Origin of the sequence: Paenibacillus sacheonensis, assembly GCF_009909195.1 — a bacterium.
In the GTDB taxonomy this organism is placed as follows: Bacteria; Bacillota; Bacilli; order Paenibacillales; family Paenibacillaceae; genus Paenibacillus_Z; species Paenibacillus_Z sacheonensis.
On sequence record NZ_JAAAMU010000002.1, the window covers coordinates 317,887 to 337,227 of the forward strand.

The window sequence follows — 19,341 nt, forward strand, 5'->3', positions numbered from 1 at the left end:
CATACGGTATCATATGCCGAAGGCTTTCAGGTTGTACTGGGACAACGCTGATTTTGTCGAAAACGGGAAATCGAGGAGCGGTCCGGACAAGTATAACGGGTGTAACGGTTATGGCGGGTATTAAGGCGTAGGGGTCGGTACCCGGTATAACGGCGCCGTCTCGGGAAAATCCTAGATGGATTGAACGGGGAGCGTGTATGATAGATAAGAAAGCTGACGAAAAGGAGCGGGGACATGAACGAGAGCAAGACATTGCAGCAGGCCTTCAACGAATCGGTTTATCCCGTCGGCGGTCACGGGAAACGCAGCGTGAACGTGCTGTTGGAAGCATTCGAGGGGATTAACGGAGATACGGAAAGCGATATATACGGAAACGGACCGCTGATCGAAGAATTCCAGACGGAAATGGCGAGCTATCTGGGCAAGCCGTCGGCGGTATTCTTCCCGAGCGGAACGATGGCGCAGCAGATCGCGCTGCGGATCTGGAGCGATCGGAGCGGGAAGACCAAGGTCGCGTACCATCCGCTCTGCCACTTGGAAATTCACGAACAGAACGGCTTGCGCGAGCTGCACCGGCTGGAACCGGTTCTGCTGGCGGACAAGTCCAGGCTCATTACGCTGCAGGACGTGGAGGCGATGCCGGACGGTATCTCGTGCCTGCTGCTGGAGCTGCCGCAGCGCGAGATCGGGGGCCAGCTTCCGGATTACGGCGAACTTGAAGCGATTGCGGCATATTGCCGCAGCAAAGGAATCAAGCTGCATCTGGACGGGGCCCGGCTCTTTGAAGTGCTGCCCTATTACGGCAAGAGCGCGGCGGAGGTCTGCGCGTTCTTCGACAGCGTCTACGTCTCGTTCTATAAGGGAATCGGCGGCATCGCGGGCGCGATTCTGGCCGGCGATACGGATTTCACGGATGAATCGAAAATATGGAAGAGACGGCACGGCGGCGATCTGATCGGCCTATATCCGTACATTATTCCGGCGGCGCATTACTTCCGGCAGCGGCTGCCGAAGATGGAACAATATTACGAAGACGCCATCCGGCTCGCCGCGATGTATAACGGCTGCACGGGCGCGGCGACGAGACCCGCCGTGCCGGTATCGAATATGTTCCACGTCCATTTGGACGTTTCCAAAGAAACGGCGGAATCCGCGATACGCGGGATTATCCGGGAGACGGGCGTCGGCTTGACGCATAATATCAATGCCGTGTCGGAGCAGAGCTGCAGTTACGAGATCAGCCTCGGCGACCGATACCGGCTCGTCCCGGAAGACAAGCTGCGCGAAGCGTTTCGACTTCTGGACGACGAGCTGCGCAAGGCCAAGGAATAGCGAACGACGCTGTTGAGGCAAGCTGAGCACCCTTGTAAAAACCGCGGTTTCTCTACAAACCGAGCAGTCCGGCGCGGACTGCTCTTTTTGCTGTTCCGTTCTCGCCGCGCTATGCCCGCCTGCCACCTTGGCTCCGCCTGCGACCTGCTGCGTTCCGCCTGTGCTTCGGCAGCGGCAAAGCTTGCGACATGGTCGGAACAGCGCATAAAGATCAACCGCGATTGGCAAAATAAACTATCCGAGCTAGAAAAAGGAGGGGATGCGAAATGACCATGATCCGCCGATTTCTCAAGCTGATGGGCGCGGGCGGCCAAGCTTCCAGCCGAAAGGCGAAGGGCGGCGCAGTGGACCGGCACGCTCCTCTGTCGACCAGCCTCGAACGCAATCTGGCCGATCTGAAGCGCATCTTCACCGAAGCTCCCGATCTCGTCATTCGTACCTTTCCTTATAAGCAGACGGGTCGCCGCGCGGCGCTGGCGTACTTGAACGGTCTATCGGACAAAAATTCGATCAACAACAATATCCTGCATGAATTAATGCAGGTGGACGAAGAGGAAGGGACGCCGGGCATACTTCCCGTGTCGATCGGCAAAGTGGAGACGTGCACGAGCTGGACGCAGCTGGAGTATGCCGTTTTGAACGGGCAAAGCCTGCTGTTGATCGACGGCGCGGACCGCGTCTTCGCCTTGGCGACGCAAGGCTGGCCGCAGCGCGCCATCGCCGATTCGCAGATCGAAGCCTCCCTGAAGGGCGCCCACCAAGCCTTCGTCGAGACGAGCGAATCCAACATCGCGCTGATTCGCCGTCTGCTCGGCACCAGCGAATTGAAAATCAAAGAAATGATCGTCGGCAACCGGGTGCCCTGCAAAGTATCGATCATGTACATGGAGGACTTGACGGAGCCGGAGTTCATAAGCACGATGTCCCAGCGCATCGCGAAGCTCGACACGGATTGCATCCTGAATACGGGCGAATTGGCGGAGATGCTCGAGGATCAGCCCTTTTCCCTGCTGCCGCAGCTCATCACGACGGAGCGGCCCGACACCGCGGCTTCCCAGATTCTCCAGGGCCGGATCTGCGTCGTGGTCGACCGTTCCTCCAGCGTGTTGATCGCGCCCGTCAACTTCGTCGCTTTCTTCCACGGCATCGACGACTACAGCACGCGCTGGCCGATCGCAAGCTTCATGCGGCTGCTGCGCTTCTTCGCCTGCTTCGTTGCCATATTTCTGCCCGGCATTTATATCGCCTGCATCTCGTTCAATTACGAGGTCATCCCGCTCGATCTCATCCTGTCCATCGGCCAATTCCGCGCCGCCGTGCCGTTCCCGCCGTTTATCGAGGCGCTGATCATGGAAATCACGCTTGAGATGCTGCGCGAAGCCGGCGTTCGGCTGCCCGCGCCAGTGGCGCAAACCGTCGGCATCGTCGGCGGCATCGTCATCGGCCAAGCGGCTGTGCAGGCCGGCATCGTCAGCAACCTGATGGTCGTCGTCGTCGCCTCGACGGCGGTCGCTTCGTTCATCATTCCGAACTACGACATGGCGGCCGCGATCCGGCTTATGAGGTTTCCGATCATGATCATGGCGTCGCTGTTCGGCATCATCGGCATTATTTCCTGCTTCATGGTTCTCCTTGCCCGCCTAATTAGCTTGCGCTCGCTCGGAGAGTCGTACGGCGTACCGATCGCGCCGCTGCGAATACGGGATTGGAAGGACGTGTTCCTTCGGCTGCCTCTATGGACGATGGTCAAGCGCCCATCGAGCGTCCGTTCGCTGCAGAAGCGAAGAATGGGCTCGAGCGAACACGGAGGCGAAGAGGGATGAGCATCGACAGATGGAACCCGGCAAGCAAGCAGAATTCGATCACGACGCTGCAGTTCATCCTCACGATCCACAGCATGCAGCTGGGCGTGGCGGCCTTGTCCATGCCAGGAGACCTGGCGCGCATCAGCGGCACGGACGGCTGGATTGCCTTGTTCTTCGGCTGGATGTTCTCCTCCGCGGCGAGCCTGATTATCGTTCAGATCATGAAAGCCTATCCGTCGGGCACGATTATCGAGCTGATGGCTCATTTCTTCGGCAAATGGACCGGCAAACTGACGGCGCTGCTGTTCGGCGTCTACATGAGCATTTTCGCTTATTTGATTCTCGACCGGATGGCCCTTCTTATTCAGAGCTGGATCATGCAGCAATCCAAAACGTATATCCTCATGCTGCTTTTCTTCGTGCCCGCTTATACGATCGTCATCGGCGGCGTTCGCGCGATCGGACGGTATTGCGAGATCGTCGTGCTCCTGTCCCTGTGGATGCTGGGCGCGATGCTGTTTCTGCTCAAGGAAGGCAACTGGCTGCATTTGCTGCCGGTCCTGAAGGAAGGCTGGATGCCGGTCATCCGGACGATCAACACGACGATCATTTCGTTTCTCGGTTTCGAGTCGGTGTTTTTTCTTTATCCGCATTTGGATAACAAGAAGAATGCTTCGTGGGGCGTATTGGCGGCCAATACGTATACGCTGCTCATCTATTTGTTTCTGACGCTCATCTGTTTCCTCGTATACAGTCCCGACCAAATATCCGAATACAACGAAGCGCTGCTGACCGTCGTCAAAATCATCGAATTTCGCTTCATGGAACGATTCGACATCATTATGCTGGCCTGTTATTTGCTCGTCATCTCCAAGACGTGGGTGCCAGCGCTCTATTTCGGCGCGTTTAGCGTGAAGCGGCTGCTGATCGTCGGCAAACCAAAGCGTTATGCGTGGCTGTTCCTGGCCGTTATGTTCGCGATCACGTACGTGTGGGACCCGGATTGGAACGAAAGCCAAAACGCCATGAAATGGTTCAGTCGCTTGGGTCTTGCGGTCGCCTACGTTATGCCCGTGCTGTTATGGGGCGTCTTATCCATCCTGCTTCGGTTCAAGAGGTGGCAGACATGAGAAGGGCGCTCTCATTGCTCCTAGCCGCGGCGCTGCTGACGACGATTTCCGGGTGCAGGGACCGCGTCGATCTGGAGAACGTCACGCTCATGCTTATGATGGGTCTCGATCTGGACGAGAATAATAAATTGGTCATTTATGCTTCCAGCCCGGTCTTCAGCAAAGAGGCGAAGGAGAAGAACGAAGTCACGCAGGTGAACGCGGAGACGCTGCGGGATTCGAGAGGCAAGCTGGAAGCCCGCGTCTCCGCGCTGATCAGCACGGGCAAGCTGCAAAATATTCTCGTCGGAAAGAAACTGCTGCAGCATCCGGGATGGATCAAGCTGCTCGATCTCTTCTACCGCGACTCGAAGACGCGCATCAATGCGAGGCTGATCGCCGTCGACGGTCCCGTCGGGGAGATCATGTACTTTGCCCCGGCGAACAAACGCAGGCTGTCGCTTCACATCGCGAAGCTGGTCGATACGGCGAACGAGCGGAACTTGGTCGAGAAGGCGACCCTCTTCGAATTCAACCGCCAGCTGCTGGAGCGCGGGAAGATGCCCATAATCACCGGTCTTCGCAAGACGAAGCGGGAAGTCGTCGCCGACGAGAGCATCCTGCTGGACAACAGCGGCATGTACGTCGGTTCGCTGGACTTGGAGGAGAACGAGATACTGCAAATTTTGCAGGACGACCAGATTTCAGATCTGTCGCTGACCTTTCTGCTGCCGGAACAAGGTGCCAATAAGGACAAAGCCCTGAACTTAGGCGCGCTCAGCTGCTATGTCGTTGACGTGAAACGGAAGGTTCGTACCGGATATTCCGATGGGCGATTCCGTTTCGATCTCGATTTCCGCCTGCCGATCCGCTTGACGGAGCGACTGTTTTCGTTCGACGTGCAGAAGGATACCGCTCAGTTGGAGAAGCAGATCGACAAGCAGCTGCAGGCGCAGATGAAAGCGGTCGTCGACAAGCTGCAGAAGCATGCCGTGGATCCGATCGGACTTGGGCTGTTCGCGCGCGCTTACCGGTACCGGGACTGGAAGAAGGTTCAGGATCAGTGGGGGGAAGCGTTCAAGAACGCCGATATTCGCATCCGCGTCCGTACCGAGATCATCGATATGGGCGAGATCCGTTGAGGCAAAGTTGTAGAGAAACCTGTGGTTTTTTAAAACTTCAGGTTTCTATTTTTCGTTTCAGGTTCAATTGAAGGCAACGCATATGACGGAGGCAGGGGCTTCAGCAGGAGCGCAGGCTGCCGATCGTTCAACGTGAGTTTGGGCTGAATCCTAACTTTTAACGGTTGTCAGCGCTGCTAATCCCCCAAAAACCCGACTTATTAAACCCTAACGGTTCTGACAGACGTTATTTGGCGTATAGAGGCTGATTTGCAATGTGAAATTGCGAAATAGGCCTCCTGGCAGCCATTAGCGATATAAAGCGGGCATTTTGAGCCGATTAGCCATCCGTGCAACCGTTAGCCGCAGGGTGCTTAGGTTCAGGGTCATTTTCGCAAGCTGCGTTTTCTACGCTTGTCGGGCGATGGAGTCGAGGGACGATAATACCTTGCATCGGCGATCTGCAGTCCTGTAGAGTTCCTTCGTTTTTGATTTTCTCGACTTTCTGAGGCAGCCTTCGGGCTGCCTTTTTCGCCGCTGCCGATCCATGGCGCATTTCCGCAGATTGACGTTGAGTTGTGCCTGCCTTGACGCTATAATATAACGAGTAAATTCTAACAGAAAAGGTGTACTCATGAGCATATTAAACGTAGAGCGACTCAGCCACGGCTTCGGCGACCGTGCGATATTCAACGACGTATCCTTCCGTCTGCTGAAGGGCGAGCATATCGGATTGATCGGCGCGAACGGCGAGGGCAAATCCACCTTCATGAACATCATTACGGGAAAACTGCAGCCGGACGACGGCAAGGTAGAATGGTCGAAGCGCATGCGCGTCGGTTATTTGGACCAGCATGCGGTGCTGCAGCGCGGCATGACGATTCGCGACGTGCTGAAGGGCGCGTTCCAATATTTGTTCGACATGGAGCAAGAGATGAACGACATGTACGGCCGCATGGGCGAAGTGACGCCGGAAGAGCTGGAGCAGATGCTGGAGGACGTCGGTACGATCCAGGACACGCTGACGAACCAGGACTTTTACATGATCGACGCCAAGATCGAAGAGACCGCGCGCGGCCTCGGCTTGACGGACATCGGCCTGGATAAGGACGTGACGGATCTGAGCGGCGGTCAGCGGACGAAGGTCCTGCTGGCGAAGCTGCTGCTCGAGAAGCCGGACATTCTGCTCCTCGACGAGCCGACCAACTATCTCGACGAGACGCACATCACCTGGTTGAAGCGTTACCTGCAGGAATACGAGAATGCGTTCATCTTGATCTCCCACGACATTCCGTTCCTGAACAGCGTCATCAACTTGATTTATCATATGGAAAATCAAGAATTGAACCGCTACGTCGGCGATTACGAGCATTTCCAACAGGTGTACGAGATGAAGAAGCAGCAGCTGGAATCGGCATTCAAACGCCAGCAGCAGGAGATCGCCGACCTGAAGGATTTCGTCGCGCGGAACAAGGCGAGCGTCGCCACGAGAAACATGGCGATGTCCCGTCAGAAGAAGCTCGACAAGATGGACGTCATCGAGCTTGCGAAGGAGAAACCGAAGCCGCAGTTCAGCTTCAAGGAAGGCCGGACGTCCGGCAAGCTGATCTTCGAAACGAACCAGCTGGTCATCGGCTATGAAGAGCCGCTGTCGAGACCGCTCGATCTGCGCATGGAACGCGGACAGAAGATCGCGCTCGTCGGTGCCAACGGCATCGGGAAAACGACGCTGCTGCGCAGCATCCTCGGCGAGATCCAAGCGATCTCCGGAACGGTTCAGCGCGGCGAGCATCAGCAAGTAGGCTACTTCGAGCAGGAAGTGAAGGACGCCAACTATAACACCTGCATCGAGGAAGTCTGGAAGGAATTCCCGTCCTTCACGCAGTTCGAGGTGCGTGCCGCGCTCGCGAGATGCGGTTTGACGACGAAGCATATCGAGAGCAAAATCGCCGTATTAAGCGGCGGCGAGAAAGCGAAAGTCCGCTTGTGCAAGCTGATCAACCGCGAGTCGAACCTGCTCGTATTCGATGAGCCGACCAATCACTTGGACGTCGACGCGAAGGAAGAGCTGAAGCGCGCGCTGCAGGCGTACAAGGGCAGCATTCTGCTGATTTCCCATGAGCCTGAATTTTACCGCGATGTCGTGACCGAGACGTGGAACTGCGAATCGTGGACGACGAAAGTATTTTAACGAACGTAGTTTAAGGCATAAGGTTCGAACGAAAAAGCTGCCAAGCAGAGAGAGGGCGACGCCCTTCTGTTTGGCAGCTTTGCTGCGTTATGGCGCCGAATCGAACGTTCAGCGCCGCGCTCGGCGATAGGCCGAGGGCGTGCAGCCCGCGAGCTGCTTGAACACGCGGTTAAAGCTCTTCAGATCCTTATAGCCGGCCAGCTCGGCGATATCCGCGACGCTTCGGCCGGTCGTCTCGAGCAGCATGCAGCCGTGGCTGATCCGCATATGCTGCACGTATTCGAGGAACGTCCGACCCGTGGCCTGCTTGAACAGACGGCGGAAATGACGAGGGCTGACGCCCGCCGCTTCGGCAGCTTGCTCGAGCGATAAGCCGCTCTCGGTACAGTGCTGATCGAGCCAGCTTATGGCCGTCTGCATCTGGCTGCCGGCGGATTCCGAGCTCGGAACGGAGCCGGGCTTCCGGTCGAACAGCTTGACGTGAAGCAGCATCACCCAGGCGGTAAGGGCCGTTCGGCAGCCGGGCAGCCGCGCATGATATTCCTGGTACATGCTGCGGAAGAGGCCGCCGATCTCTTCGGCCCGATCCTCGAAAGCGAACCAGGCTTTCGAAGCGCCCTCGTCGGACGCGCTCGGAACAGAGAAACCGTGTACCGTTTGCAGCTGTTTCAAGTAATTCGCGTCGACGTCGCAATTGTAGATGACCAGCTTCGGCGCGGGCGGCTGGCCGGACGGCCGGAAGATATGGGAGGTACCGACGGGCAGATAGAAGACGTCGCCGCGTTTCACGCGCACCAGTTCGTCCTCGATATAATGAAAGCCGGTGCCCTCCTCCACGTAGATGATCTCCACGAAGTCATGCGTATGCTGCTCGAAATAGAAGCCCTCCTCCGATCTGGCGACATAGATCGGGAGCTTGTCGGTATAGAGCATTTTGCCTTCCAGCATGCGCCTTGTTTGCCTCACGGACTGCTTCTCCTCCTTCGGGGCCGTTGTCCGGAATCCCCCTTGATTTTGTCCGGAACAGCCCCATTCGTTGACGGTTACCTTCAGTATAATGGTCCCATAACAGAAGTAAAGCCGATGGATCGACATTCGGAAAAGGGAGTGGACCGAAGCATGAAGCACGGAGGGAATGGGGCAGCACCGGAAGCGGCAGCGATCTGGTACGACGAGAGAGGACAAGAGCGGAACGCATATGCCAGATTCAGGCTTTCGTTCGATCTGACGGACAAGCCGGAAGCGGCAGGCTTGCATCTGTTCGCGGATACGACCTATCAGTTGTACGTAAACGGCGAATTCGTTCGGAACGGCGGGATTCGTTTCGATCCCTCGCATCCCGTCTACGACACGCATGATCTGACGGAATGGCTCGTCCCGGGCCGCAACACGATTGCGGTGCAAGTCAACTATGTCGGGCACAAGACGTTTATCACGATGAAATCGCAGGCCGGTTTTAAGGCATGGGGAAGCATCCAATCCACGGGCGGCGACTGCGTGAACGTAACGACGGGAACGGCGAGTTGGAAAGCGGCAGCGGCAAAGGCCTATCGTTATGCAGCCAAGTCGAGTCTGTTCCTGAAGGCAGGCGACAGCTACGATCAGCGGCTGGACGAGCCGGGTTGGACGGATGCGAATTACGATGATTCCGCTTGGGCGGCAGGCGTGACGCTTCGGAACCAGGAGGCATGGGGAACACTGGAACCGCGCAGGATTCCTTACATGTCCGGCGATCCGATCGCCGTGGAGAAGGTGCTGCATGTATTGCCGCTGGAGCCGGTCGAGGATATCTATTCGTTCAGCGTGCCGCTGCCGCATGTCAACGAGATTCATGAACCGGACGCGTCGAGCGCGTTCATGGCGGTCACGACGTGGATCTACGCGCCGGAAGATACCAGGACGACTATGGGCTTGTATTACCAGCGCACATGGCTGAACGGAGAGCGGATACCGGACGGCTTGTACTCGCCGAACAAGAGCATGAGGCTGAATCACCGGATTCGACTCCGACAAGGGTGGAATCACTATTTCGCCGAGACCGGCGCCATGCAGGATATGCATCATCATTATGTCGGACTGCCGAAGCACGCCGGGTTCGTCTTGTCGGCCGATCGTAATCCGGAGACGGGTATCCGATTCAGACGTTCGCCGGTCGTATCGGCAGAGGTTTACGAGCGGCATCTGCGGGATCTGGAAATTCCATACCGACAGGAGGAGCGCTTGGAGGCGGTCGGAGGCTGGATCGAGGTGAGCCGGGATGAAACGGGCGAGAGCCCGACCCTGTCGAGCGGTTGGGACAACTATGGAGAGCCGATCGAGAAATTGGAGCCCGCGCAGCTGACGAATGCTTCGTTTCCGCTGGAGCGCTACCCGCACGGCTTCTCGCTGCTGCTTGACCTCGGGATGACGCGGCTCGTCTCTCCGCGAATCGTCATCGAAGGAGCCGGCGGCGCCGTCGTCGATCTGACGTATGGCGAGCATCTGAACGAGGACGGCAAGCATCTGCGTCATACCCATTGGTATGGCCTGGGAGACCGCGCGTATGGGGATGCGGACGAGGAACGGCTCGAATGGCGGCTGACGCAGCCCAGAGGATTCCGCTTTGTCCAACTCACGGTACGCCATCCGCTGCAGGATGTGAAGCTCAGGGAGCTGGACCTGCGATCGGCCAGCTATCCGGCGGAAGAGAAGGGACGATTCAGCTGCTCCGATCCGCTGCTCGAGCAGATCTGGGCGATGGGCGTTCGCACGGAGGCCGTGAACATGGAGGATGCTTATACGGACTGCGTCACTCGCGAGCGCGGCCAATATATACGGGACACGATTATCCAGTACCACAACAATTTGGCCGTATTCGGGGATCAAGCCTTGATGCGCCGCTGTCTGGAGCTGGTCGGGCAATCGCCGGACGCGACGAACAAGTTCCGGGCGGTCTATCCCAATACGGGCGATTACACGATTTCCGACTTTGCGTTAAATGCCTTGGAAGGATTCGATGCGTATTATGCGCAGACAGGCGACGGCGAGCTGATCGTGGACTACTGGGATGCCATGATGCGCAACCTATCGTGGTTCCACGAGCTGGCGGACGAACGGGAGGATCTGCTGCTGGATGCGGAGTGGGACGTGAAACGCGGGATCAAGGCGCATTACGGCGGCTTTCATGGCGATCTGGCCATCGCGGAGGGCTACATGGCGACGACCGGCATTCACTGCGTGTTCAGCTGCACCTATCTGATCGCGCTGCAAAGCGCGGCCAGGCTCGCCGATGCCATAGGCAAGGAAGCGGACAAGGTCGAGCTAGACCGAAGGATTGCGATTCTCGCATCTTCCATCCAGAACGGCTTCTGGGACGAAGAGAAGGGCTGCTTCGCCGATAATCTGGACCGAACGACGCATTCCGCTCATGCGAGCCTCTTCGCGGCGCGGGCAGGGATACTGATCGCTGAACGGTTGGAACCGGTCAAACGGCATGTACGCCGTTCGCTGCGCTCGTTGTTCGTAAACGGATACGGACCGGAGGATGGCGTCTATGTCTCGCCGAGCTTCTCGTTCTATATCTTCGAAGGGCTGTACGCGCTCGGACTCGCGGACACGGCCGAGCGGATGATGCGCCAAGGCTGGGGCTGGTTCCTGCAGCAGGGCTTGAAGCAGACGCCGGAGTACTTCGACTTGTCGAACAGTTTGTGCCATGCGTGGTCTTCGTGTCCGACGTATTTCTTGTCCCGGCATGTGCTGGGCGTCCAATTGCCGGTTGAAGGTTCGAAGGAAGTCTTGATTCGGGTGCTGACCGGGGACATTACGGAAGCCGAAGGCGCCGTGCCGCTGGCGAACGGACTCGTCGAGGTCAAATGGCATGCTTCCCCGGATGGGAAGCGCGTCTTCGATTACGTTCGGGTGCCCGAGGGTTATCGGGCCGTCGTCGTCTCGTAACGTGCAGCGCCAATCGCTTGGAGTCTAATACGGACATCGTAAACTTCCGCATATGAAAAAGGGGTAGTCCAAAAGCCGTTAGGCTTATGGAACTGCCCCTTTGTTCTTCGTCCGCTTTCTTACAGGGCGTTCAACGGCTCCGGTTTAAACCACAAGTCGCGGAACCGTACCCAGCCCAGCGATTCCAGCGCAATGCCGCGAACGGAAGGATGGAAGGCGGTTTTCAAATGTTTGCGATACAGGAACAGGAGCAAATGCGAGGCACAGAGCTCGCCCTCCATTTCGAGCAGCGCGCGGGTTCGCATCTCTGCGCTCGGAAGGGCGAGGAGGGCGGTGATCCTTCGCTCCAAATCGGCCTGCGTGTCCAGCGATAAATGATGCAGCATGCTCTTGAACAGCTCGATCAGCCGCAGCTCGCGATGCTCGTCCAGCATGACGGCGAACAGCAGCAGGTCCGCGGTCAGCCGCGACTCGCCCTTGAACATCTCGGCGGGAAGGAGCTTAATGTCCAGCCGGATGCCTGCTTGCCTGCACTCATCCCGGACGAGCTCGGCATCGGATTGATATTGAGGAATGGTGGCCAGCACGATCGTCTCGCCCGTATAGCCGGAAGCCTTCAACTTATCCGCCGGAGACGGGGTTGCGGTTACCGCCGATGCAACTGACGCGGCTGACGAAGCCGTACCGTCCGAAGCCGTACCCGCCGAAGCTGCCGCTTGCGTTCCGGCCGTTGCGCGGACCGCCGTATCCGTTCGCTCGAAGCCGCGTGCAGGGAGCGGACGACCGGGCCAGAAGCTTTCCGCTCTCTCGATCACGTCGCCCGACAGCCGCTCGATCAATTTGGTCCGGTCCAACAGCTCGTGCAGCGCTTCGCGGAGCGCGGGCCGGCGCAGAGGACCCTCGCGCAGTTCGTTGACGGTCAGGAATTTGCAGGTCATGCCCGACTGCCGCACCTGCTGCAGCTGCTTCGCCGCGGGCTCCGTCAGCCTGACGTTATGCATCACTTGGAAAGACGGCTTTCCGCCATCCGCGCCGAAGCGAGTCGTTTCCGTCTCCGTCCATACCTCCACTACATCCAGGAAGCCGCGGCCTTGAAAGTACGACTCGAACGCCTCCAGCGTATAGATGCCATGCTCGCTGCCGGCAAGACGGAATGGACCGGTGCCGATCGGACGGCTGCCGAACGAAGCGCTCGTCTGATCCGGCATGTCGGGCACGATCGATGCGCGGTTCGTCGTCAGGAAAGGCAGGAACAGCTCGTTGGGCGCCTTCAGTCGGAACGAAATCGTGCGTTCGTCTTGAATGTGGATCGCTTCCAGATCCCCGTACACCCAATAGAACAATCCTTTGGGCGCGATACGCCGCAGCCGTTCGAAAGTGAATTTGACGTCCGCTGCCGTAAGCTCCCGTCCATGGTGGAACAGGACGCCTTTGCGCAGGAAAAACGTCCATGTCCGCCGCGAATCGTCGACCTCCCACGCATGCGCCAGCTGAGGCAGTACCTCTTCGCCGCCGGGACTCATGCGGACGAGCCCGTCGAACAACTGGTTGACGAGATGCGATTCGCCGGCGAAGTGCATGTCCGCTGGATCCAGGGAACGGATCCGCTGGGGCAGCGGGAAACGCAGCACGTCCAGCCGCCGCTCGCCGCGAACCTCGGAATGAAAGCCGAACCGATCGGACAGCCATGCCTGGAATCGGGAACGCAGTCCGCTTCCGCCTTCGTCCGTTTCCTGGAGGTAAGAGATGGCGCTCTGCAAATCCTGCTTCTCCGCAATCTCCTGCGCTTCCGCCAGCATCATTTCTTCCTTGCCTGCCAAGAACCGGAGAACGGAGCGATTGCCGCGTCCGCGCTTGGACTCCCAGCTCAGCCAAGACTCTCGCTGCATCCGCTGCAGCAGCAGCACCATGTTCCGGTGCGTGCAATCCAGCGCGTCCGCCAGCTCCTGCGTGGTCGTCTCGAGCGGCTCCTGCTCCTTAACATGCTTATAAAGGCTCCGAAGCGCCAGATAATGCCGTCGTATTTTCACCGTATTCTCACTCCCGCTGCACCATCTATATAAAATATGAAATGACGAGAAGTTATCTTTCACTTTTTGTTCTTATTTTATCGGTTAGAATAAAAGGAAGCAAGCGCCAGTATTGGCGCATGAATGGAGCGTGTAAGGATGCGAAATCCGGCACCTTGGCAGCGAAGATACGAGAATATCGCCCTGCTGTCGCTGTTGTTTGGCATCGTTAGCCAATATTTGTTCGTCGGGAACGGGTTTAATTTGTCCGTGCCGTTATTTGTCCTCGCTTTCTATGGACTGTTCTTCTACGCGGTGAAGGGGCGGATCGGCGGGTTCGAGCAATGGCGCGGCCAATCCAGGTCCGGCTGGCTGCTCGGCTTCCCGGTCGTGCTGCTGTCGCTGACGTTCGCGATCTACGCCAATGCGCTGTTTCGCGGCTTGAACGTTGCGATTCTCCCGGCGCTCGTGGCCGCGCAGACCGTGCTGCTGACCCGCAGCAGCGCGAAGCCGTGGTTTCGAACGGGCTTCTACGCCGACGTGCTGTACTTGTCGTTGATCAAACCGTTCGCCTATCTCGGCGTTCCGTTCGGCTTGCTGGCCGATCGTTTCATGCCAAACGGCGAGGGAGACAACCGATCGGCGCCAAGCAAGCTGCGGCGAATCTTGTTCGGACTGCTGCTTGCGGCACCGCTGCTCGGACTCGTTATCGGCCTGCTGGCTTCCGCCGACCGAATCTTCAACGAGCTGGTCTGGCGTATTCCAAGACTGCTGTTTCACTGGAATTTGTTCGACGGTTTTATTCGCATCTTCCTCTGCGCGCTGTTCGCCTGTTATGCGTTCTGTTACTTGTGGGCGATCCTCTTCAATCGCAGCGGAGATCATCGGGAGGAAGCGGCGGCAGGCGAATGGAACGGGCTGTCGGTCTCGGCCTACAGCGCGAAACGAACGCCGTTCGCGTTCGACTCGCTTACGGCCTGCACGCTCTTGATCAGCTTCAACCTCGTCTATCTCTTGTTCGCGGCGATCCAGTTCTCGTATCTGTTCGGCGCATCGAGAGGGCTGCTGCCGTCAGGCGTCGTCTATGCCGAGTATGCAAGGCAGGGCTTCGCCCAATTGATCGTCGTCGCGCTCATTAATTTGATCCTCCTGCTGTGCGGGCTTCATCTGGTCAAGCGGGGAGAGCGAACAGGAGAACGGGTACGCAAACTATCGCTCAGTCTGCTCGTCGGCTGCACGGTGATTATGTTGATTTCGGCCTTCACGCGGCTGTCGCTCTACGAGGAGATGTACGGCTATACGCAGACAAGGCTGCTCGTGCACGGCTTCATGATCTTCCTCTGCTTCATCCTGGCAGCCTCGCTGTTTCGGATATGGAATGCGCATTTCTCGCTGGCGAAGACGTATATCGGACTTGCTATTGCGGCCTATCTCGTCATGAATTATGCTAATCTTGACGCGATGATCGCGGAACGGAATTGCGCCCGGTATGAGAGCAGCGGAAGAATCGACGAGGCCTACTTAATGACGCTGTCCGCGGATGCGCTCCCGGCGCTGCTGAAGCTGGAAGCCAAACACAAGAACGGCGTCGATGGACTCGATATCGTCATCGCGAGCATACGCGAGCAATCGGCGAGCGAGCATGGCTGGCCGGGCTGGAATTGGTCCAAATCCAGAGCCGAACGGGCTAGCGGTCTAGCAGAAGAATGATCGGCCAATAATGAAAACGAAGGGAGCTGACCGGGACATGGCAGCGATCGATAAGATCGACCGGCTATATGCGAAAGCCAGCGAATATTGTCTCTCGTTCCCAGGAACGAGCGAACGCGAGAGCCACGGTTCTTCGGCCTTCTTCATCGACGGGAAGAAAGCGTTCGTGCACTTTCGTAACAACCACCACGGCGACGGAAACATCGGGATCTGGTGCGCGGCTCCCCCGGGCGTCCAGCAGCTGCTGACAGCGGGTAATCCGGACGTTTATTACGTGCCGGCCTATGTGGGGCATCTTGGCTGGGTCGGCGTTCGGCTGGACCGCGCGGACGGCTGGGAAGAAATCGCTGCCGCGATCGGCGATGCCTATGCGGCACGGGCGCCGAAGAAATACCTCGCGCAGCTTGCCGACCGCGTTTAACTTCACGCTGCCTGCGAAGGAAAGCTCATCTTGGCTAACATAACTTGACAGGCACGAGGCTGCTGTTGTATTTTTAGAACCAATCATCAAATGACCGTTATCAAGGACATGCCATTCCGCAATCGCTGCGAACAGAGAGGGAGCCCGCCGGCTGAGAAGCTTCCCGCAGACGCAGATTGGCCCCGCCTTGTAGTCGCTGCAAGGAAATCCGAGTATTTGCAGCCGGGAGATCCCCGTTATCCGAACCAGAGCGCCGAGCGGCAGCATTCGCTGCAATCGGCTGAATTTGGGGTGGTACCACGAGCACGCACTCGTCCCTTAACCAGGGATGGGTGCGTGTTTTTGCTTGTCACGGGATGCGTGAGTTCAAACGAAGAGGAGAATGGATATGCGACAACAATCGTTATTGGCGCCTACGATGCGCGAGACGCCGGCCGATGCGGAGGCCGTCAGCCACCAGCTGCTGGTGAGGGGAGGGTATATCCGCCAGCTGTCCGCGGGGGTTTATTCGTTCCTGCCGCTCGGCAGGCGCGTCCTGCGCAATGCGGAACGGATCGTTCGCGAGGAGATGGAACGGACGGGGGCGCAGGAAGTCTTGCTGCCGGCGCTTCAGCCGGCCGACTTATGGCGCAAGTCGGGCAGGTACGAGGTATACGGTCCGGAGCTGGTTCGCCTGCGCGACCGCGGCGATCGGGAATTCGTGCTCGGGCCAACGCACGAGGAGGTCATCACGGAGCTGGTCGGTCAAGAAATCGCCACGTACCGGAAGCTGCCGGTGACGCTGTTCCAAATCCAGACGAAGTTTCGCGACGAGCGCCGTCCGCGATTCGGGCTGCTGCGCTGCAGGGAGTTCGTCATGAAGGACGCCTACTCGTTCGCGGCAAACTGGGAAGACCTGGATACCGCCTATCGCGCGATGTACGATGCGTATCATCGAATCTTCGAGCGGAGCGGACTTGCGTTCCGTGCGGTGGAAGCCGATGCCGGGGCGATCGGAGGCGAAGGCGGCACGCATGAATTCATGGCCATTGCCGAGTCCGGCGAGGATGATGTCGTGACATGCAGCCACTGCGACTATGCGGCCAATATGGAGAAGGCTGCCGGGCGTCCGGCTGTTCGCGGCAATAATATAGAAGCGGCGGGGGACAATGCAGCGGAAGCCGAGAAATTCCATACGCCGGGCTTGCGCAGCATCGAGGATCTGGTGACGGCACTTGGCATTCGCGGCGGCGAGCTGATCAAGACGCTGATCTATATGGCGGACGGAAAACCCGCCGCGGTGCTCATCCGCGGCGACCGTACGCTTAACGAGACGAAGGTGAAGAACGCGCTTGATGCCGTCGAGCTGGAGCTCGCGGACAGCGAGACGGTTCGGGCAGTTACGGGCGCGAGCACCGGATTTGCCGGTCCGATCGGCCTGCAGGTCCCGCTGCTCGTCGATGAAGAAGTCGCCGTTATGCGGCATGGCGTTGCCGGAGCGAACGAGACGGATTATCATGTCCGGCATGTCGTGCCGGGCAGGGATTTTCCGCTTGAAACCGTCGGGGACTTCCGCAATGTCGCGGAAGACGAAGCGTGTCCGAACTGCGAGGAAGGAAAGCTCCGCTTGATCAGAGGCATCGAGATCGGCCATGTGTTCAAGCTGGGCACGAAATACAGCGAGAAGCTCGGTGCCGCCTTCGTGGACGCCGATGGCGAAAGCCGGCCGATCATCATGGGCTGCTACGGCATCGGAGTGACGCGTCTCCTGTCGGCCGTCATCGAACAGCATCACGACGAGAACGGGATGATCTGGCCGGCCGAGCTGGCGCCTTTCAAGGTGCATGTCATTCCGGTCTCGCATCAAGACGAAGCGCAGATGGCGGCGGCGAACCGGCTGTACGACGAGCTTCGGGAAGCGGGCATCGATACGCTGCTCGACGATCGCGGCGAACGGCTGGGCGTCAAGCTGAAGGACGCCGACTTGATCGGCATCCCGATTCGAATCGTCATCGGCAAAGGAATTGCCGAGGGCGAGGTCGAATGGAAAGCGCGCGGAAGCGAAGGCGCGGCGGAACGCGTGGCCTTGGACCGGATCTGCGCGTCCGTGCGCGATTGGCTTGCCGAACGTCGCCGTTTTTGCTTGACTCCGAAGGGCTGACATTGTATCCTGAATGAAATCAACGGAAGTTTGACGCATGCCATCGCGAGGAATACGGCTTAGCCTGCTCGCTGTACAACTTGAATATGGATTCGCGCATTACGGAGGAGCCTGTCGCCAAGGGCTCCTTTTTTTGTTTTTCGGTCATACGAACGGGAGGGTGGCATGCATGGACAGGACGAGGGGGATAGATGTCGAGATGGGATGACTGCCGTTCGCGGGTAAAACGCAGTCCTTATTCAAATCCTTTAGAGAACAGGTTTTTATTGGAGGGAGCGCGATATGGAGCAGCAGGCATTTTGGGCAATCGGGATTTTTCTAATCATTTATGCGCTGATTATTTCGGAGGAGATCCATCGTACCGTCGCAGCCATGATCGGCGGCTTGCTGATGGTAACGTTCGGAATCGTGAATCAAGAAACGGCACTGCATCATATTGATTTCAACACGCTCGGCTTATTGATCGGCATGATGATGATCGTAAGCATCACGGCGGATACGGGGTTGTTCCGATTCATCGCCATCTGGGCCGCCAAGAAATCCAAGGGCAATCCCGTCCGGATTTTGATTTCGCTGACGTTGATTACGGCAATCGGTTCCGCCTTTCTGGACAATGTGACGACCGTCCTGTTGATGGTGCCCGTCACCTTCAGCATCACGCGCCAACTGCGCGTGCCGCCCGTACCATTCTTGATTACGCAAATCATCGCATCGAACGTGGGCGGTACCGCGACGCTGATCGGAGACCCGCCCAACATCATGATCGGCAGCGCAGTCAAAGAACTTACGTTTATGGCCTTCATCAACAACCTGGCCCCGCTGGCGGCGATCGTCATGGCCGTCTATATCCCGCTGTTCGTCTGGCTGTTTCGGCGCCAAATCCAAACCACGCCCGAACTGACGCGTACCATCATGGAGATGGACGAGAAGTCGCTGATCACGGATAAGAAGCTGCTCCGCAAGAGCTTGAGCGTGCTGGGATTGACGATTCTCGGTTTTTTCCTTCATCAGGCCCTCCATTTGGAGTCCGCTACCGTCGCTTTGGCCGGCGCGTTCGCGCTTCTCCTGCTCACGGGCGAGCATAAGATGGAAACCGCGTTTACGAAGGTGGAATGGACGACGATTTTCTTCTTCGTCGGCTTGTTCGTGCTCGTATCCGGCTTGATCGAAACCGGGGTCATCGCCAAGCTGGCGGCTCAAGCCATGGAACTGACGAACGGCAACGTTATGGCGTCCTCGCTGCTGATCCTATGGTTAAGCGCGATCGCATCGGCGTTTCTGGATAATATCCCGTTCGTCGCCACGATGATTCCGTTGATTCAAGAAATGGGGAATATGGGCGTAAGCGATCTGGAGCCGCTGTGGTGGAGTCTTGCGCTTGGCGCGTGCTTGGGCGGCAACGGGTCCTTGATCGGCGCCAGCGCGAATCTGATCGTGGCCGGCATGTCGGGCAAAGAAGGTCACCCGATTACGTTCATGACGTTTATCAAATATGGATTTCCGCTGATGCTGTTGTCCATCGTATTGTCCAGCGGGTATGTGTATGTTCGCTATCTGATGTAAAGGAAGA

12 protein-coding genes are annotated in these 19,341 nt (G+C 57.9%); 10 read left to right on the forward strand and 2 right to left on the reverse strand.

The genetic code is table 11. The features are described 5' to 3' along the window. Positions 1-234: 234 nt before the first annotated feature. From GT003_RS04420 to GT003_RS04440, 5 genes are all read left to right on the forward strand, one after another. Complete coding sequence (locus tag GT003_RS04420) at positions 235-1,332, forward strand: threonine aldolase family protein (RefSeq protein WP_161694857.1); 1,098 nt, start codon at positions 235-237, stop codon at positions 1,330-1,332. Positions 1,333-1,598: 266 nt separating this feature from the next. Further along, positions 1,599-3,155, forward strand: coding sequence for a spore germination protein (locus tag GT003_RS04425; RefSeq protein ID WP_239565610.1), 1,557 nt, complete (start codon positions 1,599-1,601; stop codon positions 3,153-3,155). Beyond that, positions 3,152-4,267 carry a GerAB/ArcD/ProY family transporter gene (locus tag GT003_RS04430; protein ID WP_161694859.1) on the forward strand — a complete coding sequence of 372 codons (1,116 nt, stop codon included), beginning with the start codon at positions 3,152-3,154 and terminating at the stop codon, positions 4,265-4,267. Before GT003_RS04425 ends, GT003_RS04430 begins: the two co-directional genes overlap by 4 nt. Next, a complete protein-coding gene (locus GT003_RS04435) occupies positions 4,264-5,388 on the forward strand; it encodes a Ger(x)C family spore germination protein (RefSeq protein ID WP_161694861.1) in 1,125 nt (374 codons plus the stop codon). The genes GT003_RS04430 and GT003_RS04435 overlap by 4 nt, the downstream gene beginning before the upstream one ends. A 613-nt stretch (positions 5,389-6,001) precedes the next feature. Next, positions 6,002-7,558 carry an ABC-F family ATP-binding cassette domain-containing protein gene (locus GT003_RS04440; RefSeq protein ID WP_161694863.1) on the forward strand — a complete coding sequence of 519 codons (1,557 nt, stop codon included), beginning with the start codon at positions 6,002-6,004 and terminating at the stop codon, positions 7,556-7,558. A 108-nt stretch (positions 7,559-7,666) separates the two neighbouring features. Here the strand turns inward: GT003_RS04440 and GT003_RS04445 are convergent, their stop codons facing one another. Further along, positions 7,667-8,524 carry a helix-turn-helix domain-containing protein gene (locus GT003_RS04445; RefSeq protein ID WP_161694865.1) on the reverse strand — a complete coding sequence of 286 codons (858 nt, stop codon included), beginning with the start codon at positions 8,522-8,524 and terminating at the stop codon, positions 7,667-7,669. 153 nt (positions 8,525-8,677) lie between these two features. On the opposite strand from GT003_RS04445, the gene GT003_RS04450 reads away from it, so the two are divergent. Next, positions 8,678-11,491, forward strand: coding sequence for an alpha-L-rhamnosidase-related protein (locus GT003_RS04450; RefSeq protein WP_161694867.1), 2,814 nt, complete (start codon positions 8,678-8,680; stop codon positions 11,489-11,491). A 119-nt stretch (positions 11,492-11,610) separates the two neighbouring features. Here the strand turns inward: GT003_RS04450 and GT003_RS04455 are convergent, their stop codons facing one another. Then, on the reverse strand, positions 11,611-13,521 hold the full coding sequence (locus tag GT003_RS04455; protein WP_161694868.1) for an ABC transporter substrate-binding protein: 1,911 nt from the start codon (positions 13,519-13,521) through the stop codon (positions 11,611-11,613). Positions 13,522-13,659: 138 nt separating this feature from the next. On the opposite strand from GT003_RS04455, the gene GT003_RS04460 reads away from it, so the two are divergent. The 4 genes from GT003_RS04460 to GT003_RS04475 all read left to right on the forward strand — a co-directional run bounded on the left by GT003_RS04460 (position 13,660) and on the right by GT003_RS04475 (position 19,334). Next, positions 13,660-15,210: a DUF4153 domain-containing protein gene (locus GT003_RS04460; RefSeq protein WP_161694870.1), complete on the forward strand. Its 1,551-nt coding sequence runs from the start codon at positions 13,660-13,662 to the stop codon at positions 15,208-15,210. Between the two features lie 37 nt (positions 15,211-15,247). Further along, a complete protein-coding gene (locus GT003_RS04465) occupies positions 15,248-15,631 on the forward strand; it encodes an MmcQ/YjbR family DNA-binding protein (RefSeq protein ID WP_170312129.1) in 384 nt (127 codons plus the stop codon). A gap of 388 nt (positions 15,632-16,019) precedes the next feature. Then, positions 16,020-17,771: a proline--tRNA ligase gene (locus GT003_RS04470; protein WP_161694872.1), complete on the forward strand. Its 1,752-nt coding sequence runs from the start codon at positions 16,020-16,022 to the stop codon at positions 17,769-17,771. A gap of 282 nt (positions 17,772-18,053) precedes the next feature. Continuing rightward, a complete protein-coding gene (locus GT003_RS04475) occupies positions 18,054-19,334 on the forward strand; it encodes an ArsB/NhaD family transporter (protein WP_161694874.1) in 1,281 nt (426 codons plus the stop codon). Positions 19,335-19,341: the final 7 nt, after the last annotated feature.

Coding starts and splice junctions, on each gene's coding strand:
- GT003_RS04425 (WP_239565610.1), top strand. CDS start 1,599: ATGACCATGATCCGCCGATTTCTCAAGCTGATGGGCGCGGGCGGCCAA.
- GT003_RS04435 (WP_161694861.1), top strand. CDS start 4,264: ATGAGAAGGGCGCTCTCATTGCTCCTAGCCGCGGCGCTGCTGACGACG.
- GT003_RS04460 (WP_161694870.1), top strand. CDS start 13,660: ATGCGAAATCCGGCACCTTGGCAGCGAAGATACGAGAATATCGCCCTG.
- GT003_RS04475 (WP_161694874.1), top strand. CDS start 18,054: ATGGAGCAGCAGGCATTTTGGGCAATCGGGATTTTTCTAATCATTTAT.
- GT003_RS04440 (WP_161694863.1), top strand. CDS start 6,002: ATGAGCATATTAAACGTAGAGCGACTCAGCCACGGCTTCGGCGACCGT.
- GT003_RS04470 (WP_161694872.1), top strand. CDS start 16,020: ATGCGACAACAATCGTTATTGGCGCCTACGATGCGCGAGACGCCGGCC.
- GT003_RS04420 (WP_161694857.1), top strand. CDS start 235: ATGAACGAGAGCAAGACATTGCAGCAGGCCTTCAACGAATCGGTTTAT.
- GT003_RS04465 (WP_170312129.1), top strand. CDS start 15,248: ATGGCAGCGATCGATAAGATCGACCGGCTATATGCGAAAGCCAGCGAA.
- GT003_RS04450 (WP_161694867.1), top strand. CDS start 8,678: ATGAAGCACGGAGGGAATGGGGCAGCACCGGAAGCGGCAGCGATCTGG.
- GT003_RS04430 (WP_161694859.1), top strand. CDS start 3,152: ATGAGCATCGACAGATGGAACCCGGCAAGCAAGCAGAATTCGATCACG.